Here is a 23,565-nt window from a genome sequence, read left to right as displayed (position 1 = left end):
CTAGGCTTTATACGAAAAGTGCCTGCGCGTCGATCATGCTGCGTTGAAAACAGGCTCGGAATGCTCATTTGCAACCAGCAAACTCCGCTTCCTCGCCTGTTTTCGCCTTGCCTGATCGCCGCTCGGCGACTTTTCGTACAAAGCCTAGAACCACCCCTCTTGCATGCCCAGGCACGTATCGTCGCGGGCCTCGAGCAAAGCGAGGTCATTATGGCAGCCCGGCACTTCCCAGGTGAGGAAATAACGCGCGGCCTGGAGTTTGCCCAGGTAGAAGTCGCGATCGCTGCCCTTGAGGAGGCCGACCTCGGCATGAATGGCCTGCTCCAGCCAGCGCCAGCCGATCACGCAGTGGCCGAACACCTTGAGGTACAGCGCCGAGTTGGCCAGCGCGCCGGCGACCTTGCCGCTGGCCAGGTCGCCGAGCAGGGCGAGGGTCACGCTCTGCAGGCGGTTGACCAGGTGCTCCAGGGGCTGGCGCAACGGATCGAGGTTCGGGTGATGGCTGGCGCGCTCGCAGGTGCCGGCGATCAGGCGGATCAGTTGCTTGAGCCCCGCGCCGTTGTTCTGCGCCAGCTTGCGCCCGAGCAGGTCGAGGGACTGGATGCCCTCGGTGCCTTCGTGGATCGGGTTGAGGCGATTGTCGCGGTAGTACTGCTCGACTGGGTACTCGCGGGTGTAGCCGTGGCCGCCGAGGATCTGGATCGCCAGCTCGTTGGCTTTCAGGCAGAACGCCGAGGGCCAGGACTTGACGATGGGCGTGAGCAGATCGAGCAGTTCCAGGGCTTGCCGGCGAGCCTCGGCATCCGCGGCGGTGTGGGTGTCATCGAACAGCCGGGCCGCGTACAGGCCCAGGTCGAAAGCACCCTCCACGTAGGCCTTCTGCGCCAGCAACATGCGCTTCACATCGCTGTGCTCGATGATCGATACGGCGGGGCTGTTCGGGTCCTTGTTGTCTGGAAGGCGGCCCTGTGGACGTTGGCGGGCGTAGTCCAGGGAATACAGGTAGCCGGCGTAGCCCAGCATCACCGCGCCCATGCCGACGCCGATGCGCGCCTCGTTCATCATCTGGAACATGCAGGCCAGGCCCTGGTGCGGCTGGCCCACCAGGTAGCCGACGCACTGGCCGTTGTCCCCGAAGTTCAGCGCGGTGGAGGTGGTGCCGCGCCAGCCCATCTTGTGGAACAGCCCGGCCAGCAGCACGTCGTTGCGCGGCCCCAGGCTGCCGTCGGCGTTGACCAGGTACTTGGGCACAATGAACAGCGAGATGCCCTTCACCCCGGGCGGTGCGTCCGGCAGCTTGGCCAGGACCATGTGCACGATGTTCTCCGACAGTTCGTGGTCACCGCCGGAGATGAAGATCTTGTTGCCCTTGAGCCGGTAGGTGCCGTCGTCTGCGGGTTCGGCGCGGGTGCGAATATCGGCCAGGGACGAGCCGGCGTGGGGTTCGGTCAGGGCCATGGTGCCGTAGTAACGGCCCTCGATCATCGGTTGCAGGAACAAGCGTCTCTGTTCGTCGCTGCCGAAGCTCTCGATCAGGTTGGCCGCGCCCATGGTCAGGAACGGGTAGGCCGTGGTGCCGGCGTTGGCGGCCTGGAAGTGGGCGAAGCAGGCTTGCGATACCAGGCTGGGCAACTGCATGCCGCCGACTTCGAAGTCGCGGTTGGCGTTGAGGAAGCCCGCTTCGAGGAAGGCGTCGACCGCAGGCTTCACCTCCGGGATCAGCTCGGCACGGCCTTCCACGTAGCGCGGCTCGTGTTCATCGCCCTTGCGGTTGTGCGAGGCGAAGTACTTCTCGGCGATGGTGCGGGCGGTGGTCAGCGCCGCGTCAAAGGTCTCGCGGCTGTGCTCGGCGAAGCGCGGGCGCTGGGTCAGGGCCTCGGCGTCGAGGACTTCGTAGAGCTCGAAGGCGAGGTTGCGGTTGCTGAGGAGTTGCTCGGACATGGCGGCATTCCTGGTTCGGGATGCAGCGAGTCTAGGCAAGGTGATAGGGCAGGGGACAGGTTAATTGGTTTGGGTGATATGGGGGCAGAAGTTGCCATCACCCAGGTCTCCTTGGGTTGCGCCGGGCGCTATGGATATGGGTGTTACCCGTCGCAAAGCCTTGTCACGCAATTGCGCTTATATCGATATCGATATAGTTTTATCTTTGCCGCTCATGGAGAGCTTACGCCTCCGGTATGGGCAAGCCAGGCGAGTGCATTGGCGGGAGCGTGCAGGATGCATGACGGGCAAAAGCCAATCGAATGGTTGGGTAGCAGCAAGCAGGACCTGCGGGACTTTCCGGTTGTGGCAAGGCAGCGGGCCGGGTATCAGCTGGAGCTGATCCAGGACGGTGAAGCTCCCTTCGACTGGAAACCAATGGAAAGCGTTGGGCCTGGGACGCGGGAAATCCGCATCAAGTGTCGGGACGGGGCGTTTCGGGTGTTCTATGTCGTGAGTCGACCAGAAGCGGTTTATGTCCTGCACGCGTTTCGCAAGACGACCGAGAAGACGGAAAAGCGCGATATCGATCTGGCGAGAGCGCGATACAAATTGTTGGGCGCCTGCTGAGCTGGAGTCGACAGTGTTTGAACGAGATGGATGCACAGAGGGATTTGCGATGACAAACGAACGCTCCACTTCGGTATGGGATGCGCTGTTCGACTCACCCGCAGAGGCCGAGAACCTGCGGCTTCGGGCGAAGCTGATGCGGGTATTGACCAGGATTGTCCAATCCTGGGATCTGCCGCAGAAAGACGCAGCACGGCGACTGCATCTGACTCAGCCACGTTTGAGTGACTTGCTCAACGGCAAGATAGACAAGTTCTCGCTGGATGCTCTGGTGAATATCCTGGCGAACGCCGATCTGGAAGTCGATTTTACGGTGAAAAAGAAATCTGCGTGATGGTTGCTTCGCTTTAGTTGCGCGGGCTTTTCCTGATTAGGTGAGGGCTGCCAGGTTGAGAAATCTCGGCAAGACAGTTGCTCCCACAAAAAAGGAGAGCCTGAGCTCTCCTTCTCCGTTCACCGACCGTCAGCGTCAGCCAATGGTCATCAGGCTGGCGTTACCACCCGCCGCCGCGGTGTTCACGCTCACCGCCCGCTCGATCACCAGGCGTTCCAGGGCGATCTGGTGATCGCCACTCGACAGCCCGTGCACGCCGACGATCGCGCCGGCACGCTTGGCCACCTGCTCGCAAACACCGCGCAGCTGGTCGGAGTGACCGTGGTGGATGACCGCGTCGAAGGCCACGTCGTCCTTGCTCCAGTCGGCCACCAGCTTGATCTTCGCCTGCAGCTCCTTCGGCAGACGGCCGCGCACGGTCTTGGCCGGCTCGCCGTCCTGGAACACCGCCGAGCTGCCCACGGCCAGCACCGCCGCCAGCTGGGCCAGCAGGTCGGCCTCGTTGTCGGCCAGGCACAGCACGTGTTCGCGAGGCAGCACAGTGTAGGTGTTGCGCTCGCCGGTCGGGCCTGGCAGCACGCGGGTGATGCCGCTCTGCGACTGCTCGGCGAACTGCTCGCACAGCGCGGCCAGGTCGCTCATCTGGCTGCTGGCCGCCCAGGTCTTGAGGGTGGTCAGCGGTTTGAGCTGCTGGTCGCGCAGGGTGGTGTCGGCCTTGCTGCGCGCATCGTCGGCCTGGAAGTGGCGGGCGATGGCGTCGGCCGGGCGGGTCGACAGCAGGCGGTACAGGTACAGCGGGCCGCCGGCTTTCGGGCCGGTGCCCGACAGGCCTTCACCGCCGAACGGCTGCACGCCGACCACGGCACCGACAATGTTGCGGTTGACGTACATGTTGCCGGCGTTGACGTTGTCCACCACCTTGGCGATGGTCTCGTCGATGCGGGTGTGCACGCCCAGGGTCAGACCGTAGCCGGAAGCGTTGATCTGCTCGATCAGCTGGTCCAGGTCCTTGCGGTTGTAACGCACCACGTGCAGCACTGGGCCGAAGATCTCGCGCTTGAGCTCGTCGAAGCTTTCCAGTTCGATCAGGGTCGGCATCACGAAGGTGCCGCGCTTGATCTCCTCGCCTTCGGCGATGGCCACCTGGTAGACGGTGCGGCCTTTGTCGCGCATGCCCTGGATGTGCTTCTCGATGCCGGCCTTGGCCTCGGCGTCGATCACCGGGCCGATGTCCACGGACAGGCGCTCCGGGTTGCCCAGGCGACTTTCGGCCATGGCGCCCTTGAGCATCTCGATCACGCGGTCGGCGGAGTCTTCCTGCAGACACAGAACGCGCAGGGCCGAGCAACGCTGGCCGGCGCTGTCGAAGGCCGAGGAGACCACATCGATCACCACCTGCTCGGTCAGCGCCGAGGAGTCGACGATCATGGCGTTCTGGCCACCGGTTTCGGCGATCAGCGGGATCGGGCGGCCCTGGTTGTCCAGGCGCCCGGCGATGTTGCGTTGCAGCAGGCGGGCGACTTCGGTGGAGCCGGTGAACATCACGCCCTTGACGCGCTCGTCACCGACCAGGCCGGCACCGACGGTTTCGCCCTGGCCTGGCAGCAGTTGCAGCACGCCTTCGGGGATGCCGGCTTCCAGCAGCAGGCGCACGGCCTGGGCGGCGACCAGCGGGGTCTGTTCGGCCGGCTTGGCCAGTACCGGGTTGCCGGCGGCCAGCGCCGCGGCCACCTGTCCGGAGAAGATCGCCAGCGGGAAGTTCCATGGGCTGATGCACACCACCGGGCCCAGAGGGCGGCAGCTGTCATTGCGCAGGTCGTTGCGTGCCTGCACCGCGTAGTAGCGCAGGAAGTCCACGGCCTCGCGCACTTCGGCGATGGCGTTGGCGTAGGTCTTGCCGGCTTCGCGCACCAGCAGGCCCATCAGCGGCTGGATGTCGGCTTCCATCAGGTCGGCGGCGCGTTCGAGGATCGCGGCGCGCTCGGCCGGTGGGGTGGCTTGCCAGATCGGCGCGGCGTTCAGTGCGCACTGGATGGCGTTGTCGACGTCGGCGACGGTGGCTTCCTGCACGTGGCCCACGACATCGCGGTGGTCGGCCGGGTTGAGTACCGGTGTGGCCGGCTGCTCGCTGGCGGCGCAGGCCAGCAGCGGCGTGGCTTTCCAGTCATTGTGGGCGGTGGCCAGCAGGGCGCAGGACAGCGACGCCAGGCGGTGTTCGTTGGCCATGTCGATGCCGGCCGAGTTGGCCCGCTCGCTGCCGTACAGCTCACGCGGCATCGGGATGCGCGGGTGCGGCAAGCCGATGCTGCCTTCCTGAGTGCCCATGCGCTCGATGCTGGCGACCGGGTCGGCGACCAGTTCCTGGATGGAGATCGAGTGGTCGGCGATGCGGTTGACGAACGAGGTGTTGGCGCCGTTTTCCAGCAGGCGACGGACCAGGTAGGCCAGCAGGGTCTCGTGGGTGCCGACCGGTGCGTACACGCGGCATGGACGGTTCAGCTTGCCCTCGGAGATCTTGCCCACGACTTGCTCGTACAGCGGTTCGCCCATGCCGTGCAGGCACTGGAATTCGTACTGGCCCGGGTAGTAGTTCTGCCCGGCGATGGTGTAGATGGCCGACAGGGTGTGGGCGTTGTGGGTGGCGAACTGCGGGTAGATGGCTTCTGGCACGGCCAGCAGCTTGCGGGCGCAGGCAACATAGGAAACGTCGGTGTACACCTTGCGGGTGTAGACCGGATAGCCTTCCAGGCCTTCGACCTGGGCGCGCTTGATCTCGCTGTCCCAGTAGGCGCCTTTCACCAGGCGGATCATCAGGCGGTGACGGCTGCGCTTGGCCAGGTCGATGACGTAGTCGATCACGTACGGGCAGCGCTTCTGGTAGGCCTGGATGACGAAACCGATGCCGTTCCAGCCGGCCAGCGACGGCTCGAAGCACAGGCGCTCGAGCAGGTCCAGCGACAGCTCCAGGCGGTCGGCCTCCTCGGCGTCGATGTTCAGGCCGATGTCGTACTGCTTGGCCAGCAGGGTCAGCGACAGCAGGCGCGGGTACAGCTCGTTCATCACGCGCTCGTACTGGGCACGGCTGTAGCGCGGGTGCAGGGCCGAGAGCTTGATCGAGATGCCCGGGCCTTCATAGATGCCGCGGCCGTGCGAGGCTTTGCCGATCGAGTGGATCGCCTGCTCGTAGGACGCCAGGTATTTCTGCGCGTCGTGCTCGGTCAGCGCGGCTTCGCCAAGCATGTCATAGCTGTAGCGGAAGCCCTTGGCTTCGAACTTGCTGGCATTGGCCAGGGCCTCGGCGATGGTCTCACCGGTGACGAACTGCTCGCCCATCAGGCGCATGGCCATGTCGACGCCCTTGCGGATCATCGGCTCGCCGCTCTTGCCGATGATGCGGGTGAGCGAGGAAGTCAGGCCGGATTCGTTGTGGGTGCTGACCAGCTTGCCGGTCAGCAGCAAGCCCCAGGTGGCGGCGTTGACGAACAGCGACGGGCTGTTGCCCAGGTGCGGCTGCCAGTTGCCGGTGCTGATCTTGTCGCGGATCAGCGCGTCACGGGTGCCTTTGTCGGGGATGCGCAGCAGTGCTTCGGCCAGGCACATCAGCGCCACGCCTTCCTGGGAGGACAGCGAGAACTCCTGCAGCAGGCCCTGGACGATGCCGGCACGGCCGCCGGCGCTCTTCTGGTTGCGCAGCTTGTCGGCCAGGCTCGCGGCCAGCTTGTTGGTGGCTTCGGCCTGGGCGGCCGGCAGGCGGGCCTGCTCCAGCAGCATCGGCACCACTTCCTGCTCGGGGCGGCGGTAGGCGGCGGTGATCGCCGAGCGCAGTACCGACTGCGGCAGGATGCTTTCGGCGAATTCCAGGAAGCACTGGTGGGCGTGGTCGGCGGCGACTTCGCCGGCGTCGTCGCCAGCGGCGGCATGGCCGTTGAGGTCGTTCAGGGTGGCGCCACCCTCGAGCTTCTCGAGATAGTTGAAGATCGCTTGCTTGATCAACCAGTGCGGCGTGCGGTCGATGGACTGCGCAGCTGCTTTGAGTCGCTCACGGGTCGGGTCGTCGAGTTTGACCCCAAGGGTGGTCGTCGCCATTTCTTATCCTCGTTATTGGTCACGGATGTGGCCTAAGCTGAAGGCAAGATTAGCCTGTAGGACAATTCGGGTGCAACCGGGTGCAACCCGAAATCTTCACGGTAAAGGTGCAACTCGTCTGAAGGATGTTTCCTTACAGCCGAAACGGTCTTTTTTGCTGCTTTTGCTTATGTAAAACGCTGCGTTTGCTCCGAAAAGGAGCAAAAAAGGGGCTTTATCCGAAAAACCATGGCTGGGTGCAACTTGCAAATGAAAAATGGTTGCACCTCGTTCATGTTGTTGCATAGGATTCGCCGCCTGGGTGCAACCGTCGTGCACGGCGGTCGCAAGAGATAAAAACAACGCCAGGGCACAACTCATGGGCAATCCACTAACGATCACCTTCGTGATCTACATTGCGGCAATGGTGCTGATCGGCTTCGCCGCCTATCGCTCCACCAAGAACCTTTCCGACTATATTCTCGGCGGCCGTAGTCTCGGCAGCGTGGTTACCGCGCTTTCCGCCGGCGCATCGGACATGAGCGGCTGGCTGTTGATGGGCCTGCCGGGCGCCATCTACTTTGCGGGCCTTTCCGAGGCCTGGATCGCCATCGGCCTGACCGTCGGCGCCTACCTGAACTGGCTGTTTGTCGCCGGCCGTCTGCGTGTGCAGACTGAGCACAACGGTGATGCCCTGACCCTGCCGGACTACTTCTCCAGCCGCTTCGAAGACCAGACCGGCCTGCTGCGGATCATCTCGGCGATCGTCATCCTGGTGTTCTTCACCATCTACTGCGCTTCCGGCATCGTTGCCGGCGCCCGTCTGTTCGAAAGCACCTTCGGCATGTCCTACGAGACCGCCCTGTGGGCCGGTGCCGCCGCGACCATCGCCTACACCTTCATCGGTGGTTTCCTGGCCGTAAGCTGGACCGATACCGTGCAGGCTTCGCTGATGATCTTCGCGCTGATCCTTACCCCGGTGATCGTGCTGATTTCCACTGGCGGCTTCGACCAGACCTTCGCTGCCATCGACGCGGTGAACCCGGCGCACTTCGACATGTTCAAGGGCGCGACCTTCATCGGCATCATCTCGCTGATGGGCTGGGGTCTTGGCTACTTCGGGCAGCCGCACATCCTGGCGCGCTTCATGGCCGCCGACTCGGTGAAGTCGATCGCCAACGCCCGCCGCATTTCCATGACCTGGATGATCCTGTGCCTGGCCGGTACCTGCGCAGTGGGCTTCTTCGGCATCGCCTACTTCTCGGCGCATCCTGACCTGGCAGGTCCGGTCACCGAGAACCACGAGCGCGTGTTCATCGAACTGGCCAAGATCCTGTTCAACCCTTGGGTTGCCGGTATCCTGCTGTCGGCCATCCTGGCCGCTGTGATGAGTACCTTGAGCTGCCAGTTGCTGGTGTGCTCCAGCGCCCTGACCGAGGACTTCTACAAGGCCTTCCTGCGCAAGAACGCTTCGCAGCAGGAATTGGTCTGGGTCGGTCGCCTGATGGTCCTGGCTGTCGCGCTTATCGCCATTGCGATGGCCTCCAATCCGGAAAACCGAGTGCTGGGCCTGGTGGCCTATGCCTGGGCCGGCTTTGGTGCCGCCTTCGGTCCGGTGGTGTTGATCTCGGTGCTGTGGAAGGGCATGACCCGTAATGGCGCCCTGGCCGGTATCGTGGTCGGCGCGCTGACCGTGATCCTGTGGAAGAACTACGTGGACATGGGCCTGTACGAGATCATCCCGGGCTTCCTGTTCGCCAGCATCGCCATCTTCGTGGTGAGCAAGCTGGGCAGCCCGTCGAACAGCATGGTTTCGCGTTTTGAAACTGCTGACGCGGCGTATCACGCTGACAAATAACGCCTGCTGAATCGGCGTTGTCCCTATCGCGGGGCAAGCCCGCTCCCACGTGTCCTCGGGCATTTGTGGGAGTGGGCTTGCCCCGCGATGCTTTTTGCCGGCTGCAAGGCAAGGTAAACTTGTTGCCCCCGAAGGAGTCCTCATGAACTATCGTCACGCCTTCCACGCCGGCAACCACGCCGACGTCCTCAAGCACATCGTGCTCACCCGCCTCATCGCCCTGATGTCGCGCAAGGAACAGCCATTCGCCTACATCGACACCCACGCTGGCCTGGGTCTCTACGACTTGCAGGGCGACCAGGCGAGCCGTACCGGTGAGTACCTCGAGGGCGTGGCCCGCCTGTGGAATCGTGACGACCTGCCGGAAGTGGCCGCCGACTACCTGCGCATCATCAAGCGCCTGAACCCGGATGGCGAACTGCGCTTCTACCCGGGCTCGCCCGAGCTGGCGCGTCGTTTGATGCGTCAGCAGGACCGCGCCCTGCTCAACGAGAAGCACCCTGAAGATGGGGCGCTGCTCAAGGAGAACATGAAGAAGGATCCGCGGGTCACCGTTCACCTGGGCGAAGGCTGGCACATCCCGCGGGCGCTTCTGCCGGTGCAGGAAAAGCGCGCCATCATGCTGATCGACCCGCCGTTCGAGCAGGCCGACGAGCTCAAGCGCTGCACCGTGGCCATGAAAGAGGCGATCGGTCGCATGCGCCAGACCGTCGCGGCGATCTGGTATCCGATCAAGGACCAGCGCTCGTTGACCCGTTTCTATCAAGACCTGACCAGCACCGGCGCGCCGAAGCTGCTGCGGGTCGAGCTGTACGTGCACCACCAGGATAGCCCGCAGGGCCTGAACGGCTCGGGCCTGGCCATCGCCAACCCGCCGTGGGGCCTGGAGGACGAGCTCAAGACGCTGCTGCCGTGGCTGGCCAAGGAGCTGGCGCAGACCGCTGGCAGCTTGCGCATGGACTGGTTGATCGCCGAATAGCCTAACGGCATGTGACCCTCGTGGGAGCGGGCTTGCCCCGCGATGGCGCCGGTGGATCCGCCGCTATCGCGGGGCAAGCCCGCTCCCACGCGAGTGCATCGCGCCTGACCATCTTTGCGTTATAATCCCGCCCTTTAGCCGCCATCCGCCCGAATGGCCGTTGGCGCACTTCATACCGATTTGAGAGGCTAGACCCTTGGCACTGACGATTCTTGGCCTGTCCGGCGCCCTTAGCCATGACCCTTCCGCGGCCCTGTACATCGACGGCAAGCTGATTGCCGCCGCCGAAGAAGAGCGCTTCGTGCGTGACAAGCATGCGAAGAACCGCATGCCCTACGAGTCGGCGAAGTTCTGCCTGGAGCAGGCCGGCATCAAGCCGTCTGACGTCGACGTGGTGGCCATTCCGTTCGCCCCTATCAGCCTGTTCGGCAAGGCCCGCTGGCATTACGCCAAGCGCTACTGGTACGCCCCGGACCGCGCCCTCGATGCGCTGCTGATGGGTAACCGCCGCTACAAGCGCTACCGCAAGAAGATCGTCTGGTGCCTGGAGCAACTGGGCTTCGATCCGAAGAAGATCAAGATCGAGCCGGTCGAGCACCACCTGGCCCATGCCTCCAGCGCCTACCACTGCTCGGGTTTCAAAGAGAAAACCGCGATCCTCGGCATCGACGGCAAGGGCGAGTACGCCACCACCTTCTTTGGCTATGGCGAAAACGGGAAGATCCACAAGATCAAGGAATTCTTCGATCCGGACTCGCTGGGCGGCCTGTATGGCGCGATCACCGAGTTCCTCGGCTTCGAGATGCTCGATGGCGAGTTCAAGGTCATGGGCATGGCGCCATACGGCGATGCCAGCAAGTACGACTTCTCGCGCCTGGCCAGTTTCGAAAACGGCGAGCTGGTGATCAACACCGAATACGCCAACGTCATCGGCCTGCGCCGCTATAAAGAGAAGGGCAAGGGCTTCTACTTCTCGCCCAAGCTGATCGAGTGGCTGGGTCCGAAACGCGAAGGCGACATCGCCGACGAGCCTTACATCCACTACGCCGCCAGCATGCAGGCGCTGTTCGAGAAGCTCGCCCTGCAGATGATCGACCATTACCTGGGCGACACGCTGAAAGAAACCGGCAAGCTGGCCTTCGCCGGCGGCTGCGCGCTGAACGTCAAGCTGAACCAGAAGATCATCGCCCGTGATGATGTAAAGGAGCTGTTCGTCCAGCCGGCCTCCGGCGACGCCGGTACCGCCGTTGGCGCGGCCGCCTACGTGTCCCACGCCCGTGGCGTGCCGGTCGAGAAGATGGAACACGTCTACCTTGGCCCTGCGTATTCTAATGAAGACGTGATCGCCGCCTGTGCCCGTCACCCGAGCCAGCCGAAATGGCGCAAGCTGGAGAACATGCCGGAGCAGATCGCCAAGATCATGGTCGATGGCAACCCGGTGGCCTGGTTCCAGGGCCGCATGGAGTTCGGTCCGCGTGCGCTGGGTGGTCGTTCGATCATAGGCTGCCCGAGCGTGGAAGGCGTTGCCGACCGCATCAACCACCAGATCAAGTTCCGCGAGCGCTGGAGACCTTTCTGCCCGTCGATGCTCGATACTGTCGCGCCGCAGATGATCAAGATCGATCACCCCGCGCCGTTCATGACCTTCACCTTCGAAGTCGCCGAGGAGTGGAAGACCCGCGTGCCGGAAGTCGTCCACGAGGACGGCACTTCGCGCGCCCAGGTGCTCAAGCGTGAGTACAACCCGCGCTACTACGACATGATGAAGGCGCTGGAAGACCTGACCGGCAACGGCGTGTCGTTGAACACCTCGCTGAACCGCCGCGGCGAACCCATGATCTGCTCGCCGACCGACGCCCTGAACATGTTCTTCGGCTCGGACCTGCAGTACCTGATCATGGAAGACATCCTGGTGGTCAAAGACGGTGCGCCGGCGTATGCCGACGCCTGAGGTACTGATCAGCCTGGTCATGCCGGCGTACAACTACGCGAAGCTGCTGCCGCGGGCACTGGATTCGGTGTTGTGCCAATGGGGGGATGACCTGGAGCTGATCGTGGTCAACGACGGCTCCAAGGACAATACCCTGGAGGTGTTGGCTGGCTATGCCTCCCGTTATCCGCAACTGCAGGTGCTCGATCAGCCCAATGCGGGCGCTGCCGCCGCGCGCAACAAGGGTATCGCGCACGCGCGCGGTGACTATGTGCTGCTGCTGGACGCGGACGACGAGCTAACGGTGGACGCCATCGCTACGCTGCGCGAGGTGCTGGCCGCCAATCCGGGGGCCGGCCTGGTGCTGGGGGCGCAGATCTCGGTGTTCCCCGACGGCGAGGAGCGCGTGCGCCTGCCGACACCGGTACCGCGTGCCGGGGCCTTGGCGCTGGCGCGCCGCTACTTGCTGGAAAAGCGCATTTCCATTTCGCACTGCTGCACGCTGTTTGCCCGTGATCTGCTGCTGCGCAGGCCCTATCCGCAGGGGCTGCGCAGCGGCGAGGATATTCCGGTGTTCGCCTACCTGCTGGTCAATGCCCAGGTGGCCCTGACCAACCGGCCTCTGGCGCGTATCCACAAGCATGCCGACAGCTTGCGTCACAGTCGCGAAAACGAAGAGGAATACGCCCTGGGCATGGTTCGCGAAGTGTTCGCCAGCCTGCCCGACGAATGCCAGGTACTGCGTCGGCGCTACACGGCGCAGCGCTACCTGTCACTGTTTCGCGCGGCGTTGCTGGCCGGTGACCGCCGCTCGGCGCGTCGTTTCTATGCCCAGGCCTTGCGCTTGAGCCCGTTGCAGGCGGCGCGCTGGACTTATCTGCGCAAGGCCGTGCGGTTGATCAGGGCCTGACCGATTTACAATTGACTGCTGAACAGGATGGGGAGCGCGGTGGGTTCTTACGTTTCAAGGATGGTCGGTACCTACCCGGTACGACTGGCATTTATCGGCAGCTTGCTGCTCTCGTTGATCGCCGTCCTCGGCACCACTGCGCTGGGGCGTGACGCGGCGCTCTACATGAGTGTCGCCCAGCGCATCAGCAGCGAAGGCCCGCAGGTGGCCTGGCAGGCGTTCGACTGGCCGTGGTTCACGTTCCTGCTGTCCGCCACCCATGGCGTCACCCGGTTGCCGATGGAGTGGTGCGCCTACCTCTGGTGCGCGCTGTTCATGGCCGGTACCTGTGCGTTGCTGGTCGACTCGGTACGCCAGCGCGTGCCGGCCGCCGCCGGCTGGGCGCTGCTGGTGGTGCTGGCGATGCCGGCGGTCAATCAGTTCCGCAACGACATCATTCGCGAGTATGGTTTCTGGTTCTTCAGCGTGCTGGCGCTGTGGCTGGCCTTGCAATGGCAGGTGCGGGGCGGTTGGTTGCGCGCGGCCAGCATCCATGTGGCGGTCGCCGGTGCCGTGCTGTTCCGTCTGGAGGCGCTGATGCTCGAAGGCGCCTTGGGCCTGTGGATGCTGTTTGGCCTGCGCGAGCGCGGCGGCCTGACGGCATTCGTCCAGTTCATCTGCGTGCCGCTGGTTGCTGGTATCGCGGCGGCCATGGTGCTGTTGGCCAAGGGTGGTTTGTCGTTGGGGCGAGTGGACTACTTCCTCGGCCTGGTCGACCCGCGCAAGGTGCTGACCGCTTTCCAGGCATTGGCGGAGCAGTTCGGTGACAGCCTCAAGCACAAGTATTCCCGCGACGAGGCGGGGCGAATCGTGTTCTTCGGCTTGCTGGCGGCCCTGGCCATCAAGTTCATTGCCTTGAGTGGGCCGTTCTGCCTGCCGTTCCTGCGGCGTGGCACCTGGCAGGCGCTGCGCACCTACCTGCACGAGTTCCGGCCATTTGCCTGGGCGGCGCTGATCTACAGCCTGGTGCTCTTGCTGTTCTTCATCGCCCAGCAGTTCATGAACGGTCGTTACCTGAGCTTCCTCAATCTCCTGGCGCTGCCGCTGCTGGCGGTGGGCGCGATGCTGTTTGCCCAGCGCTTCCCGCGGCTGGGCAAGGCATTGGTGGCGGTGGCGCTGCTGGTCATGCTGGCCAATGTCATCTCCACCGGTGCCGGCAAGCCACATATCGTCGAGGCGGGGCGCTGGGTCAGCGCCAACGTCGATCCGCAAGCCAAGGTCTATTTCGAAGACAGCCGTGTCAGCTACTACGCGGGTCGCGGATACCCCACGTTGCCCAAGCGTGAGCAGGTGCTGGAGGGGGCGGAGGCGCAGCAGTACAGCTACTTCGTATTCGAGGCCAAACCAGACGAACCCTGGCTCACGGCCTGGCTCGAGCAGCACCAGCTGCGCGTGCTGGCCAGTTTCTCCAATCGCAAGAAGGCGACCTTCGTGGTGATCGGTCGCTGACGGCTCAGTCGAGCAACTGGCGGAGGTTGTCCAGCAGGCGCGGGCGGGGTTTGTGCTGGCCCCGCTCCAGTTCCTGGCGATAGCCCTGCAGGAAGGTTGCGCCGTTATCCTCCCCCAGCAACCACTGGCGGTCCTGGGGGTAGCGCAGCATATGGTGGAAGTTGCGCTCGCGCTGGCTGTCGCGAAGTGCCCGGCGTTGGTGTTGCAGGTCGGCGATGTCGATCAGGCCCAGGTCGTTGTCGGGCGTCAGCACCACGTTGCCCAGGTGCAGCGAGCGGAAGTAGACCCCGGCTTCATGCAGGCGCGCAACGAACCGTCCCAATTGCGCGCGCAGGGCTTGTGCCTGGTCCTGGTCCTCCAGGCGCTGGCGCAGGGTGTCCCCCAGCAGCGGGCGGTAGTACACCGCATCGCGGGCGATGCTGGCAATGCGGTAGATGGCCAGCACCTCGGGGCAGGGGATGCCCAGCCCAGCCAATGTCCGGGCATTGCGTTCGAAGCGCGCCGCATAGGGGAACAGCAGCGCCGAGCTGAGCAGGCGCTTGCGCCGGAACAGCTTGAGCATCAGGCCGTCACGCAAGCGCAGCACCTTGTCGCCTGAGCCATCGGCTTCCAGCACCTGAGCGCCCTCGCGCAGGGCCAGGTAGGTGGGATGATCCATTGCTTGCATGCGTAACCTCCGATCGACAGGCCGGCTATCTTAGCCGACTTGTCGCGGCATGGCCCGTGCTCGGCGTCATTGGCGAAAAACGCCCTGTGCTATGATCGGCTCCTCTTTTTCGTGTGCGGATTCCCATGAGCAGTCCTGAACCTCGCCCCCAGACCACATTGGCGATCTATTTCCGCCTGCTGACCTATGTGCGGCCCTACCTCGGGCTGTTTCTGCTCAGTATTGCCGGCTTCCTGCTGTTCGCCTCGACGCAGCCGATGCTGGCCTACATCCTCAAGTATTTCGTCGATGGCCTGGCCAATCCGGATGCGGTCCTGTTCCCCAACAATCCTTACCTGGGCGAGCTGCGCCTGCTGCAGGCGGTGCCATTGATGATCGTGGCCATCGCGGCCTGGCAGGGCGTCGGTTCCTATCTGGGCAACTACTTCCTGGCCCGGGTTTCGCTCGGCCTGGTGCATGACCTGCGGGTGGTGCTGTTCAACAAGTTGCTCGAGCTGCCCAACCGCTACTTCGACCAGCACAACTCCGGGCACTTGATTTCCCGCATCACCTTCAACGTGACCATGGTCACCGGCGCGGCCACCGATGCCATCAAGGTGGTGATCCGCGAGGGCATGACCGTGGTGTTCCTGTTCTGCACGTTGCTGTGGATGAATTGGAAACTGACCTTGGTGATGGTGGCGATCCTGCCGATCATCGCCCTGATGGTCAGCAGCACCAGCCGCAAGTTCCGCAAGCAGAGCAAGAAGATCCAGGTGTCGATGGGCGACGTGACCCACGTCGCGTCCGAGACCATCCACGGCTACCGCGTGGTGCGCAGCTTCGGTGGTGAAAGCTACGAGAAGGCGCGCTTCCAGCAGGCCAGCCAGAGCAACACCGAGAAGCAGTTGTCGATGACCAAGACCGGCGCGGTCTACACCCCGACCCTGCAACTGGTGACCTACAGCGCCATGGCGGTGGTCATGTTCCTGGTCCTGTTGCTGCGCGGCGAGGCTTCGGCGGGCGACCTGGTCGCCTACATCACCATGGCGGGCCTGTTGCCCAAGCCTATTCGCCAGCTGTCGGAAGTCAGCTCGACCATCCAGCGTGGGGTGGCCGGTGCCGAAAGCATCTTCGAGCAGCTCGACGAAGCCCCTGAAGTGGACAACGGCCACATCGAGCGTGAGCGCGTGCAGGGGCGCCTGGAAGTGCGCAACCTCAGCTTCGAATACCCCGGTACCGACAAGAAGGTACTCGACGATATCAGCTTCGTCGTCGAACCCGGGCAAATGGTGGCGTTGGTCGGGCGCTCGGGCAGCGGCAAGTCGACCCTGGCCGGGCTGATTCCGCGGTTCTATCAGCACGAGCAAGGCCAGATCCTGCTCGATGGCGACGAAGTGCAGGCATTCACCCTGCGCAACCTACGTCGGCATATCGCCCTGGTGAGCCAGCAGGTCACCTTGTTCAACGATACCGTGACCAACAACATCGCCTATGGCGACCTGGCCGGCGCCCCCATCGAGGCGGTGCACAGGGCGGCCAGCGAGGCTTACGCCGACGAGTTCATCCGCAAGATGCCACAAGGCTATGACACCCTGGTGGGCGAGAACGGTGTGCTGCTGTCCGGTGGCCAGCGTCAGCGCCTGGCGATTGCCCGCGCGTTGCTCAAGGACGCGCCATTGCTGATCCTTGACGAGGCCACCTCGGCGCTCGATACCGAGTCCGAGCGGCATATTCAGGCTGCGCTCGACCACGTGGTGCAGAATCGCACCACCTTGGTGATCGCCCACCGTTTGTCGACCATCGAGAAGGCCGACCAGATCCTGGTCATGGAGGAGGGGCGCATTGTCGAGCGTGGCTCGCACAATGAGCTGCTGGCCCGAAACGGCCACTATGCCCGCCTGCATGCCCGTGAGTTCGAGGACGACGATGGTCAACCTGCACAAGCGGTCGATGCATGCTGAGTCTGTGGCGTTCATGGCGGGAGCGGGGCTGGCAGGAAATCGACCAGGCGCAGTACGCCAAAGCCTGGCACCAGTACGGTGGCAGTTTCGCCACGCACCCCGATGTGGTGGCGAGGTTGTCGGACTTCATCGGGCTGCCGGTGCGCTACCTCGGCTGGCACGTCGATGGCCAGTTGCTGGCTGCGATGCCGTGCTCCGGTCGTTACCTGGCGCTGGCCAAGGAAGTGCTCAAGCGCGAAGGCAAGCGTAACCTGCTGGACCTGGGTAACGCCGAGATCATCCTGCCGGTGGCCGAATCCGTGCAGGTCCCGGTGCGTCAGCGCGTACGCTATGTCTCGGAGCTCAACGCCGGGCGCATCGGTACCCTGCGCGATCAGCCCGAGGGGCTGGCACTGGCCCGCGAGCCCGAGGATTACTCGAAGAAGTTTCGCTACAACCAGCGTCGCGAGCTGCGCCTGCTTGAGGAGGCCGGCGGCGTGATGCGCCCCATGGCGGACTTCGAACCGGCCCAGCAGGCGGCCATGTACACCGAGTTGTTCGAGCGCCGCTGGGGCTTCGATGTGCCGGGCAAGCAAGGCCTGGTGGAAGTGTTCACCCTGCTGCGCGAGTTCATGACCGGCTCGGTGGCGCTGCTCGACGACGTGCCGGTGGCGATCCAGGTGCTGTACCGGGTGGAGGCGCCGCAGTGGATCTCGCTGGAGTACACCAATGGCGGGGTCGATCCACAGAGTCGTGACTTCAGTCCCGGCAGCGTGCTCAGCTTCGTCAATACGCAACAGGCGTGGGCCGATGCCCGGGCGTTGGGCAAGCCGCTGCGCTATTCGTTTGGCCGCGCCGATCGCGAATACAAGGATCGCTGGTGCCGCACCGTGCCGGTCTATCAGGTCTGAACCATGAGTGCACGCAAACAGCTGCTGTTGAAGAAACACCGTCGCGCCAAGCGCATCACCCTGCTGGTGGCCCTGCTAGTGCTCCTGTTGGCAGGTGTCATCGTGGCGTGGTGGCTGGTGCCGCTGCTGCTGGTGATGGGTTGGGTCGCCCACGAGGCATGGTTTGCCGACCACCTGTTCTACCGCGGCAGTGACGACTACCAGTACGTCTTCCCGGAGGATACCGAGACCCAGGCGGTGAGCATTGTCGCGGGGCAGGTACGGCTGTCGGCCGGTCTCGCCGAGGGTGAGACCCTGGTGCTGGCGGTACGCGTGCGCCACAGCTGGCTCGGGCGTTGGCTGGACCCGTTCGTCGAAGTGGGCGATGACCGCCAGGACTTCGAACGGGGTGTGGCTGGGGTGCGTTACCTCAACCTGTCGGGGCAGCGCGAGCGCCTGGCCAGCGGCGAACTGACGCTGCGTGGGCGGCGCTGTCGGCTGACCGCGCAAGCGGTGCTGCATGTCATGCGCAGTCCGGACTACAGTCGCCAACGCACGTTGATCCTGGCGCCCCATGCCGATGATGCCGAACTGGCCGCGTTCGGTTTCTACAGCCGCTGCGCCGAAGTGGCCATCGTCACCCTGACCCAGGGTGAGATCGAGGCCGAAGCCTATCAGCGCATGGGCCTGACAAAAGCCGCCGCCGCCCGGCTCAAGGGGCGCCTGCGCAGTTGGGACAGCCTGGCGGTTCCCCTGTGGGGCGGGGTTCGCCCCAGCCACTGCGTGCAACTGGGCTATTACTGCCTGCAGCTTCCGGCAATGGCCGCCCAGCCGGGGCTGGCATTTGGCTCCCGTGAGTCGGGTGAAAGCGATATTCGCAGTGTGCGCCAGCACAACCCGCTGATGCTGCCGGCCGACCAGGATGGCGCACCCACCTGGCACAACCTGGTCGCCGACCTGACGGCGCTGCTGGAGCATTACCGGCCCGAGGTGGTGATCACCCCGCACCCGGAGCTGGACCCCCATGGCGATCATGTCGCCACCACCCAGGCCATCTTCCAGGCCATCGCCCGCAGCAGCAGCAAGCCGGGCACCGCACTGCTCTACGCCAATCACCTGCACGACAACGACCGTTGGCCGATGGGCCCGGCGGGCATGGGTATCGCCTTGCCACCCGCGATCGAGCCGCTGCCCGCCGATCGTCTGTGGAGTCCGCTGCTGAGCGACGCGCAACAACTGGACAAGGCCATGGCCCTTGGCATGCAGCACGACCTGCAGGGGCCGCTGCCGTTCAAGCGCCGCCTGCGTCGCTGGATTCAGCGGTGGTTTGCCGGCCGGCGCTGGCCGGCAAGCGGCGACAACGAGTTCTTCCGCAAGGCTGTCCGCCGTCATGAACTGTTCTGGGTACGACGGATCGGCAGTTGAAGTGGTGTCATCGGCCCTGTGCTAATATCCCGCCCTTGTTCACTTTTTCAATATGGGTTGCCCATGAAGTTGTCCATGCCGCGTTTCGATCAAGCCCCGGTACTGGTGGTCGGCGATGTCATGCTTGACCGCTACTGGCATGGCGGTACTTCGCGTATTTCGCCTGAAGCGCCGGTGCCGGTGGTCAAGGTCGATCAGATCGAGGATCGCCCCGGCGGCGCGGCCAACGTGGCCTTGAACATCGCTGCCCTCGGCGCGCCCGCTTCTCTGGTCGGCGTCACCGGCCAGGACGAGGCTGCCGACAGCCTTGCCAACAGCCTGCATGCCGCCGGTGTGCGCTCGATCTTCCAGCGCATCGCCCACCAGCCGACCATCGTCAAGCTGCGGGTGATGAGCCGTCACCAGCAACTGCTGCGCATCGACTTTGAAGAGCCGTTCGCTACCGACCCGCTGTCGCTGGGCGCGGAGGTCGATGCCCTGCTTGAAGGCGTCAAGGTGCTGGTGCTGTCCGACTACGGCAAGGGCGCGCTGCAGAACCATCAGGCGCTGATCCAGGCCGCGCGCGGCAAGGGCATTCCGGTACTGGCCGACCCCAAGGGCAAGGATTTCTCGATCTACCGCGGTGCCAGTCTGATCACCCCGAACCTCAGCGAGTTCGAGACCATCGTTGGCCGTTGCGCCGATGAATCCGAGCTGGTCGGCAAAGGCCTGAAGCTGCTCGACGAATTGGATCTGGGCGCGCTGCTGGTGACCCGTGGCGAGCATGGCATGACCCTGCTGCGCACCGGCCACCCGGCCCTGCACCTGCCGGCCCGTGCCCGTGAGGTGTTCGATGTCACCGGTGCCGGCGATACGGTGATTTCCACCCTCGCCGCCGCCATTGCCGCGGGTGAAGACCTGCCGCATGCCGTCGCCCTGGCCAACCTGGCCGCCGGCATCGTGGTCGGCAAGTTGGGTACCGCCGCCATCAGCGCGCCTGAGCTGCGTCGCGCCATCCAGCGTGAAGAGGGCTCGGAGCGGGGCGTGCTGGGCCTGGAGCAGCTGCTGCTGGCCATCGACGATGCCCGTGCGCACAACGAGAAGATCGTCTTCACCAACGGCTGCTTCGATATCCTCCACGCCGGTCACGTGACCTACCTGGAACAGGCGCGCGCCCAGGGCGACCGGCTGATCGTCGCCATCAACGACGATGCCTCGGTCAGCCGCTTGAAGGGCCCGGGCCGGCCGATCAACAGCGTTGACCGACGCATGGCCGTGCTGGCGGGCCTCGGTGCGGTGGATTGGGTCATCAGCTTCCCCGAGGACACGCCGGAGAACCTGCTACGCCAGGTCAAGCCGGATGTGCTGGTCAAGGGCGGTGACTACGGTATCGACCAGGTGGTCGGCGCCGATATCGTCAAGGCCTACGGCGGCACGGTGAAGGTGCTGGGCCTGGTGGAAAACAGCTCGACCACGGCGATCGTCGAGAAGATCCGCAAGCACTGATAGGCTGCAAGTCGCGGGGTAAACCTGCTCCCACGAAACGCTGGGAGCGGGCTTGCCCCGTGTTCATTTATGCAGCGAGGTCCGCGCCCGGGCCAGCAGTTCCCGAGCCTTGTCCCCGAACCGTTCCAGGTGCGACACCGGCGCGGGCTTGCTTTCGACCAGCCCCTGCTGCTTCAGCCAGTCCTTCCAGCGCACCCGCTCATCCCGCACCACCCAGCCATCCTGACGGGCGAAGCTCTCTGCCAGCCACAGTCCGCGCGTGCCCGCGGGTGTCAGTTGGTCCTTCTTCAAGGTGTACAGCTCGGCCACGGGCTGGCCGTCCTTGAGCGGCATCAGGTAGAGATCCGGCCGCTTGCGATTGAGCCTGGCCACCAGTTGATCGCCCTCCAGGCGCTCGTCGACATGAAACAGGCTCAGCGATTTGGCCTCCTTGGGCACTTGCAGGCGCAAGTCGTAGATCAGCTGCAACGACGCCGTGGGCAGATGAACATAGGCGCGTGGCCGCTCCAGCAACATCAGGTTGGCGCAATGCACCGGGCGGGCAGCGCCCGACTCGGGCGACAGCACGAACGGCAGCGCCTCACGGTAGTGCAGGGCAGCGGCATAGGGCGCTGGCAGCCAGGTGTCGTTGAAGCGTCCGCCCAGCCAGCCTTCGGGGGTTTCCAGCAGACATTCCTCGGCCACTTCCTGGATCGCTGTGTGCAGCGGCAGGTTCAGCTCGTGGGCCGGGACGTAGCCGGAAATCAGTTTGAGCACTACATCGCCACGGTCCTGTCGGCGCTGGCGGACCAGCACCCAGTAGTCGCGGCCCTGCCAGTGCAGGGTCAGTCGTACCGACACGCCGAGGTTGGCCAGTTCTGCCACGAAGTGTTCGGGGTCGGCGACCTGGATGGCCTTGCGCCGCTGCAGGGTCTGGGCGAAATTCAGCGGCATGCCGATACTCTGGTAGGTCAGGCCTTCGGGCGTGGCCTCGACGTGCAGCGGCAGGGTCTTGAAGTTGCTTGGATTCTTGCGGATCAGCGTACGCGGCACGAGGCTCCTCCTTGCGTTGGGCCCCCGCCTGGACGGCTCAGGGCCGGCCCAGGATGCGGGCGACGGTGGCCACGTTATGGGCCAGGTGCACCGGGTTGATGGTGCCGACGATGGCACTGCTCACGCCCGGGTGGGCGAACAGCAGCTCGAAACTGGCCTGCACCGGATCGACCCCGGGCGCCAGGCAGATATGCCCGCTGGCCAGGGCTTTCTTCACCAGGATGGCCTTGCCGTGCTCGGCAGCGTAGTCCAGCACGGGCCGCTCCGCCTGCTCGTTGAGGTTGTAGGTGACCATGGCGCAATCTCCTTGCTCCAACGCCTTCAGGCCGCCGGCGACGGTCTTGCCAGACAAACCATAGCCCAGGATCTTGCCTTCCTGCTTGAGTGCGGCGAGGGCTTCGTACACGCCCTCTCGCTCGAGGATCGCCAGGTCGTTGCCGTCGGAATGCACCAGCACCAGCTCGATGCGGTCGGTTTCCAGGCGCTGGAGGCTGCGTTCGACCGAGCGGCGGGTGTGGGCGGCGCTGAAATCGAAGTGCGACTGGCCGGCCTCGAACTCTTCGCCGACCTTGCTGACGATCACCCAGTGGTCACGCTGGCCGCGCAGCAATGGGCCAAGGCGTTCCTCGCTGCGGCCGTAGGCCGGTGCGGTGTCGATCAGGTTGATGCCCAGTTCGCGGGCCTGGGCGAGCAGCAGGCGGGCGGTTTCGTCATCGGGGATGGTGAAGCCGTTGGGGTACTTCACGCCCTGGTCGCGGCCAAGCTTGACCGTGCCCAGGCCCAGCGGCGACACCCGCAGGCCGGTGCTGCCCAGGGGGCGGTGATGATCGTGCAGGGTCGGCAGGCTCATGGCAGCAGTTGCTCCCAGGCAGGCAGCGCCAGCGGTGGGCGGGGCAGGTTGGCGAGGTCCGGCTGGTTCTTCGGGTGGATGCCGTCACGTTCGAAGCTGGCCAGCACACGATCAGCGAAGTCCGGCGCCAAGGCCAGCTTGGTCGGCCAGCCGACCAGCAGGCGCTGCTGGTCGGCGAGGAAGGCGTTGTCCGGGCGTACCAAGCCCGATTGCGCCGGCTCGGCACGGTCGACGCGCAGGGTGGCCCAGCGCACCTGGGCCTGGTCGATCCAGGGCAGCAGGCTGGCGACTTCCTTTTGCGCCGCGGCGATCTGCGCGGCGGGCTCGCGGGCCACGCCGTCGGCCTCGGCGATGTCGCCACCCAGGTACCACACCCACTGGCCGTCGGCGGCCGGGTGGGTGGTCACGGTAATGCGCGGCTTGGGCCCGCCGCCCAGGCAGTGGGCGTACAGCGGCTTGAGGTTGGGCCCCTTGGCCAGGACCATGTGCAGCGGCCGGCGCTGCATGGCCGGTTGGTTCAGCCCCAGGGCGTGCAGCAGTGCTTCGGTGCCGCCACCGGCGCTGAGGACGATACGTTGGGCGCGGATCTCGCGGCCGTCGACCACCAGCCCGGCCAGGTCACCGCCGTCGCGCAGCGGCTCGACGCGCTCGCCGGCCAGCAGGCTGTCGCCCGCCAGCTGCGCCAGGTTGGCCAGCAGGCTGGGCACGTCGATGACCAGCTCGGCCAGGCGATAGACCTTGCCCTTGAACGCGCGGTCCTGCAGGGCCGGCGGCAGTTGCTCGCCCTTGACCTGGTCGACCCGGCCACGCACGGCCTTGCTGGCGAAGAAACTGGTGAGGTTGCCGGCCAGGGTGCCGGGGGACCACAGGTAATGGGCATCGGAAAGCAGGCGGGTAGCGGACAGGTCCAGCTCGCCGTTGCCGGCCAGCGCTTCGCGCCAGCGCCTCGGCATGTCGGCGATGGCCTCGGAGGCGCCGCTGAGGGCACCGTGCAGGGCGTATTTGGTGCCGCCGTGGATGATGCCTTGCGACTTGATGGTCTGCTCGCCACCCAGGCTGGCGCGCTCCACCAGCACCGTCGAATAGCCCAGGCGGCGCAGCCGGGCATTGAGCCAGAGGCCTGCGACCCCGGCGCCGACGATCAGCACGTCAGTGGTAATGGCGGATGGCATGCGGGCAC

18 protein-coding genes are annotated in these 23,565 nt (G+C 64.8%); 11 read left to right on the top strand and 7 right to left on the bottom strand.

Annotated features, from left to right (window positions below):
• Nucleotides 1-144 precede the first annotated feature (144 nt).
• The gene (locus tag AC25MA_RS03735; RefSeq protein ID WP_062360187.1) at nucleotides 145-1,941 is read right to left on the bottom strand and encodes an acyl-CoA dehydrogenase; all 1,797 of its coding nucleotides are present in this window, start codon (nucleotides 1,939-1,941) and stop codon (nucleotides 145-147) included.
• Nucleotides 1,942-2,217: 276 nt separating this feature from the next.
• On the opposite strand from AC25MA_RS03735, the gene AC25MA_RS03730 reads away from it, so the two are divergent.
• Both AC25MA_RS03730 and AC25MA_RS03725 read left to right on the top strand, forming a co-directional pair.
• Nucleotides 2,218-2,550 carry a type II toxin-antitoxin system RelE/ParE family toxin gene (locus AC25MA_RS03730; RefSeq protein WP_028688309.1) on the top strand — a complete coding sequence of 111 codons (333 nt, stop codon included), beginning with the start codon at nucleotides 2,218-2,220 and terminating at the stop codon, nucleotides 2,548-2,550.
• A gap of 49 nt (nucleotides 2,551-2,599) precedes the next feature.
• Nucleotides 2,600-2,884 carry a helix-turn-helix domain-containing protein gene (locus AC25MA_RS03725; protein ID WP_028688308.1) on the top strand — a complete coding sequence of 95 codons (285 nt, stop codon included), beginning with the start codon at nucleotides 2,600-2,602 and terminating at the stop codon, nucleotides 2,882-2,884.
• 135 nt (nucleotides 2,885-3,019) lie between these two features.
• On the opposite strand, the gene putA is transcribed toward AC25MA_RS03725, so the two are convergent.
• Nucleotides 3,020-6,970, bottom strand: coding sequence for a trifunctional transcriptional regulator/proline dehydrogenase/L-glutamate gamma-semialdehyde dehydrogenase (putA, locus tag AC25MA_RS03720; protein ID WP_062360185.1), 3,951 nt, complete (start codon nucleotides 6,968-6,970; stop codon nucleotides 3,020-3,022).
• 96 nt (nucleotides 6,971-7,066) lie between these two features.
• Nucleotides 7,067-7,330: a hypothetical protein gene (locus tag AC25MA_RS03715; RefSeq protein WP_143496106.1), complete on the bottom strand. Its 264-nt coding sequence runs from the start codon at nucleotides 7,328-7,330 to the stop codon at nucleotides 7,067-7,069.
• Here AC25MA_RS03715 and putP point away from each other — a divergent pair.
• The 5 genes from putP to AC25MA_RS03690 all read left to right on the top strand — a co-directional run bounded on the left by putP (nucleotide 7,329) and on the right by AC25MA_RS03690 (nucleotide 14,114).
• Nucleotides 7,329-8,807, top strand: coding sequence for a sodium/proline symporter PutP (gene putP / locus AC25MA_RS03710; protein ID WP_028688306.1), 1,479 nt, complete (start codon nucleotides 7,329-7,331; stop codon nucleotides 8,805-8,807). The genes AC25MA_RS03715 and putP overlap by 2 nt on opposite strands.
• Before the next feature lie 142 nt (nucleotides 8,808-8,949).
• A complete protein-coding gene (locus AC25MA_RS03705) occupies nucleotides 8,950-9,786 on the top strand; it encodes a 23S rRNA (adenine(2030)-N(6))-methyltransferase RlmJ (protein ID WP_069016023.1) in 837 nt (278 codons plus the stop codon).
• A 196-nt stretch (nucleotides 9,787-9,982) separates the two neighbouring features.
• Nucleotides 9,983-11,737 carry a carbamoyltransferase family protein gene (locus tag AC25MA_RS03700; protein WP_279153049.1) on the top strand — a complete coding sequence of 585 codons (1,755 nt, stop codon included), beginning with the start codon at nucleotides 9,983-9,985 and terminating at the stop codon, nucleotides 11,735-11,737.
• On the top strand, nucleotides 11,724-12,626 hold the full coding sequence (locus AC25MA_RS03695) for a glycosyltransferase family 2 protein (RefSeq protein ID WP_279153050.1): 903 nt from the start codon (nucleotides 11,724-11,726) through the stop codon (nucleotides 12,624-12,626). The genes AC25MA_RS03700 and AC25MA_RS03695 overlap by 14 nt, the downstream gene beginning before the upstream one ends.
• Before the next feature lie 39 nt (nucleotides 12,627-12,665).
• Entirely contained in the window at nucleotides 12,666-14,114 is a 1,449-nt protein-coding gene (locus AC25MA_RS03690; RefSeq protein ID WP_486971790.1) for a hypothetical protein, read from the top strand.
• A gap of 4 nt (nucleotides 14,115-14,118) precedes the next feature.
• On the opposite strand, the gene AC25MA_RS03685 is transcribed toward AC25MA_RS03690, so the two are convergent.
• A complete protein-coding gene (locus AC25MA_RS03685) occupies nucleotides 14,119-14,781 on the bottom strand; it encodes a lipopolysaccharide kinase InaA family protein (protein ID WP_279153052.1) in 663 nt (220 codons plus the stop codon).
• 125 nt (nucleotides 14,782-14,906) lie between these two features.
• Between AC25MA_RS03685 and msbA the strand changes: the two genes are divergently transcribed.
• The 4 genes from msbA to hldE all read left to right on the top strand — a co-directional run bounded on the left by msbA (nucleotide 14,907) and on the right by hldE (nucleotide 20,503).
• A complete protein-coding gene (msbA, locus tag AC25MA_RS03680; RefSeq protein WP_110734826.1) occupies nucleotides 14,907-16,724 on the top strand; it encodes a lipid A export permease/ATP-binding protein MsbA in 1,818 nt (605 codons plus the stop codon).
• Nucleotides 16,718-17,614, top strand: a complete 897-nt coding sequence (locus AC25MA_RS03675) for a GNAT family N-acetyltransferase (RefSeq protein WP_279153053.1) — start codon at nucleotides 16,718-16,720, stop codon at nucleotides 17,612-17,614. Before msbA ends, AC25MA_RS03675 begins: the two co-directional genes overlap by 7 nt.
• A 3-nt stretch (nucleotides 17,615-17,617) precedes the next feature.
• Entirely contained in the window at nucleotides 17,618-19,018 is a 1,401-nt protein-coding gene (locus tag AC25MA_RS03670; protein ID WP_486971789.1) for a PIG-L deacetylase family protein, read from the top strand.
• A gap of 63 nt (nucleotides 19,019-19,081) precedes the next feature.
• On the top strand, nucleotides 19,082-20,503 hold the full coding sequence (gene hldE, locus AC25MA_RS03665; RefSeq protein ID WP_028688295.1) for a bifunctional D-glycero-beta-D-manno-heptose-7-phosphate kinase/D-glycero-beta-D-manno-heptose 1-phosphate adenylyltransferase HldE: 1,422 nt from the start codon (nucleotides 19,082-19,084) through the stop codon (nucleotides 20,501-20,503).
• A 63-nt stretch (nucleotides 20,504-20,566) separates the two neighbouring features.
• Here hldE and AC25MA_RS03660 read toward each other — a convergent pair whose 3' ends face one another.
• From AC25MA_RS03660 to AC25MA_RS03650, 3 genes are read right to left on the bottom strand one after another with little or no spacing between them, the layout of a single operon-like run.
• Complete coding sequence (locus AC25MA_RS03660; RefSeq protein ID WP_028688294.1) at nucleotides 20,567-21,535, bottom strand: hypothetical protein; 969 nt, start codon at nucleotides 21,533-21,535, stop codon at nucleotides 20,567-20,569.
• Between the two features lie 37 nt (nucleotides 21,536-21,572).
• Complete coding sequence (locus tag AC25MA_RS03655) at nucleotides 21,573-22,385, bottom strand: aldo/keto reductase (protein WP_186596473.1); 813 nt, start codon at nucleotides 22,383-22,385, stop codon at nucleotides 21,573-21,575.
• Nucleotides 22,382-23,557, bottom strand: coding sequence for an NAD(P)/FAD-dependent oxidoreductase (locus AC25MA_RS03650; RefSeq protein ID WP_088852037.1), 1,176 nt, complete (start codon nucleotides 23,555-23,557; stop codon nucleotides 22,382-22,384). Before AC25MA_RS03650 ends, AC25MA_RS03655 begins: the two co-directional genes overlap by 4 nt.
• Nucleotides 23,558-23,565: the final 8 nt, after the last annotated feature.

Source organism: Pseudomonas sp. P65(2024), assembly GCF_057480955.1.
This window is presented reverse-complemented; position numbering and strand designations above follow the sequence as displayed.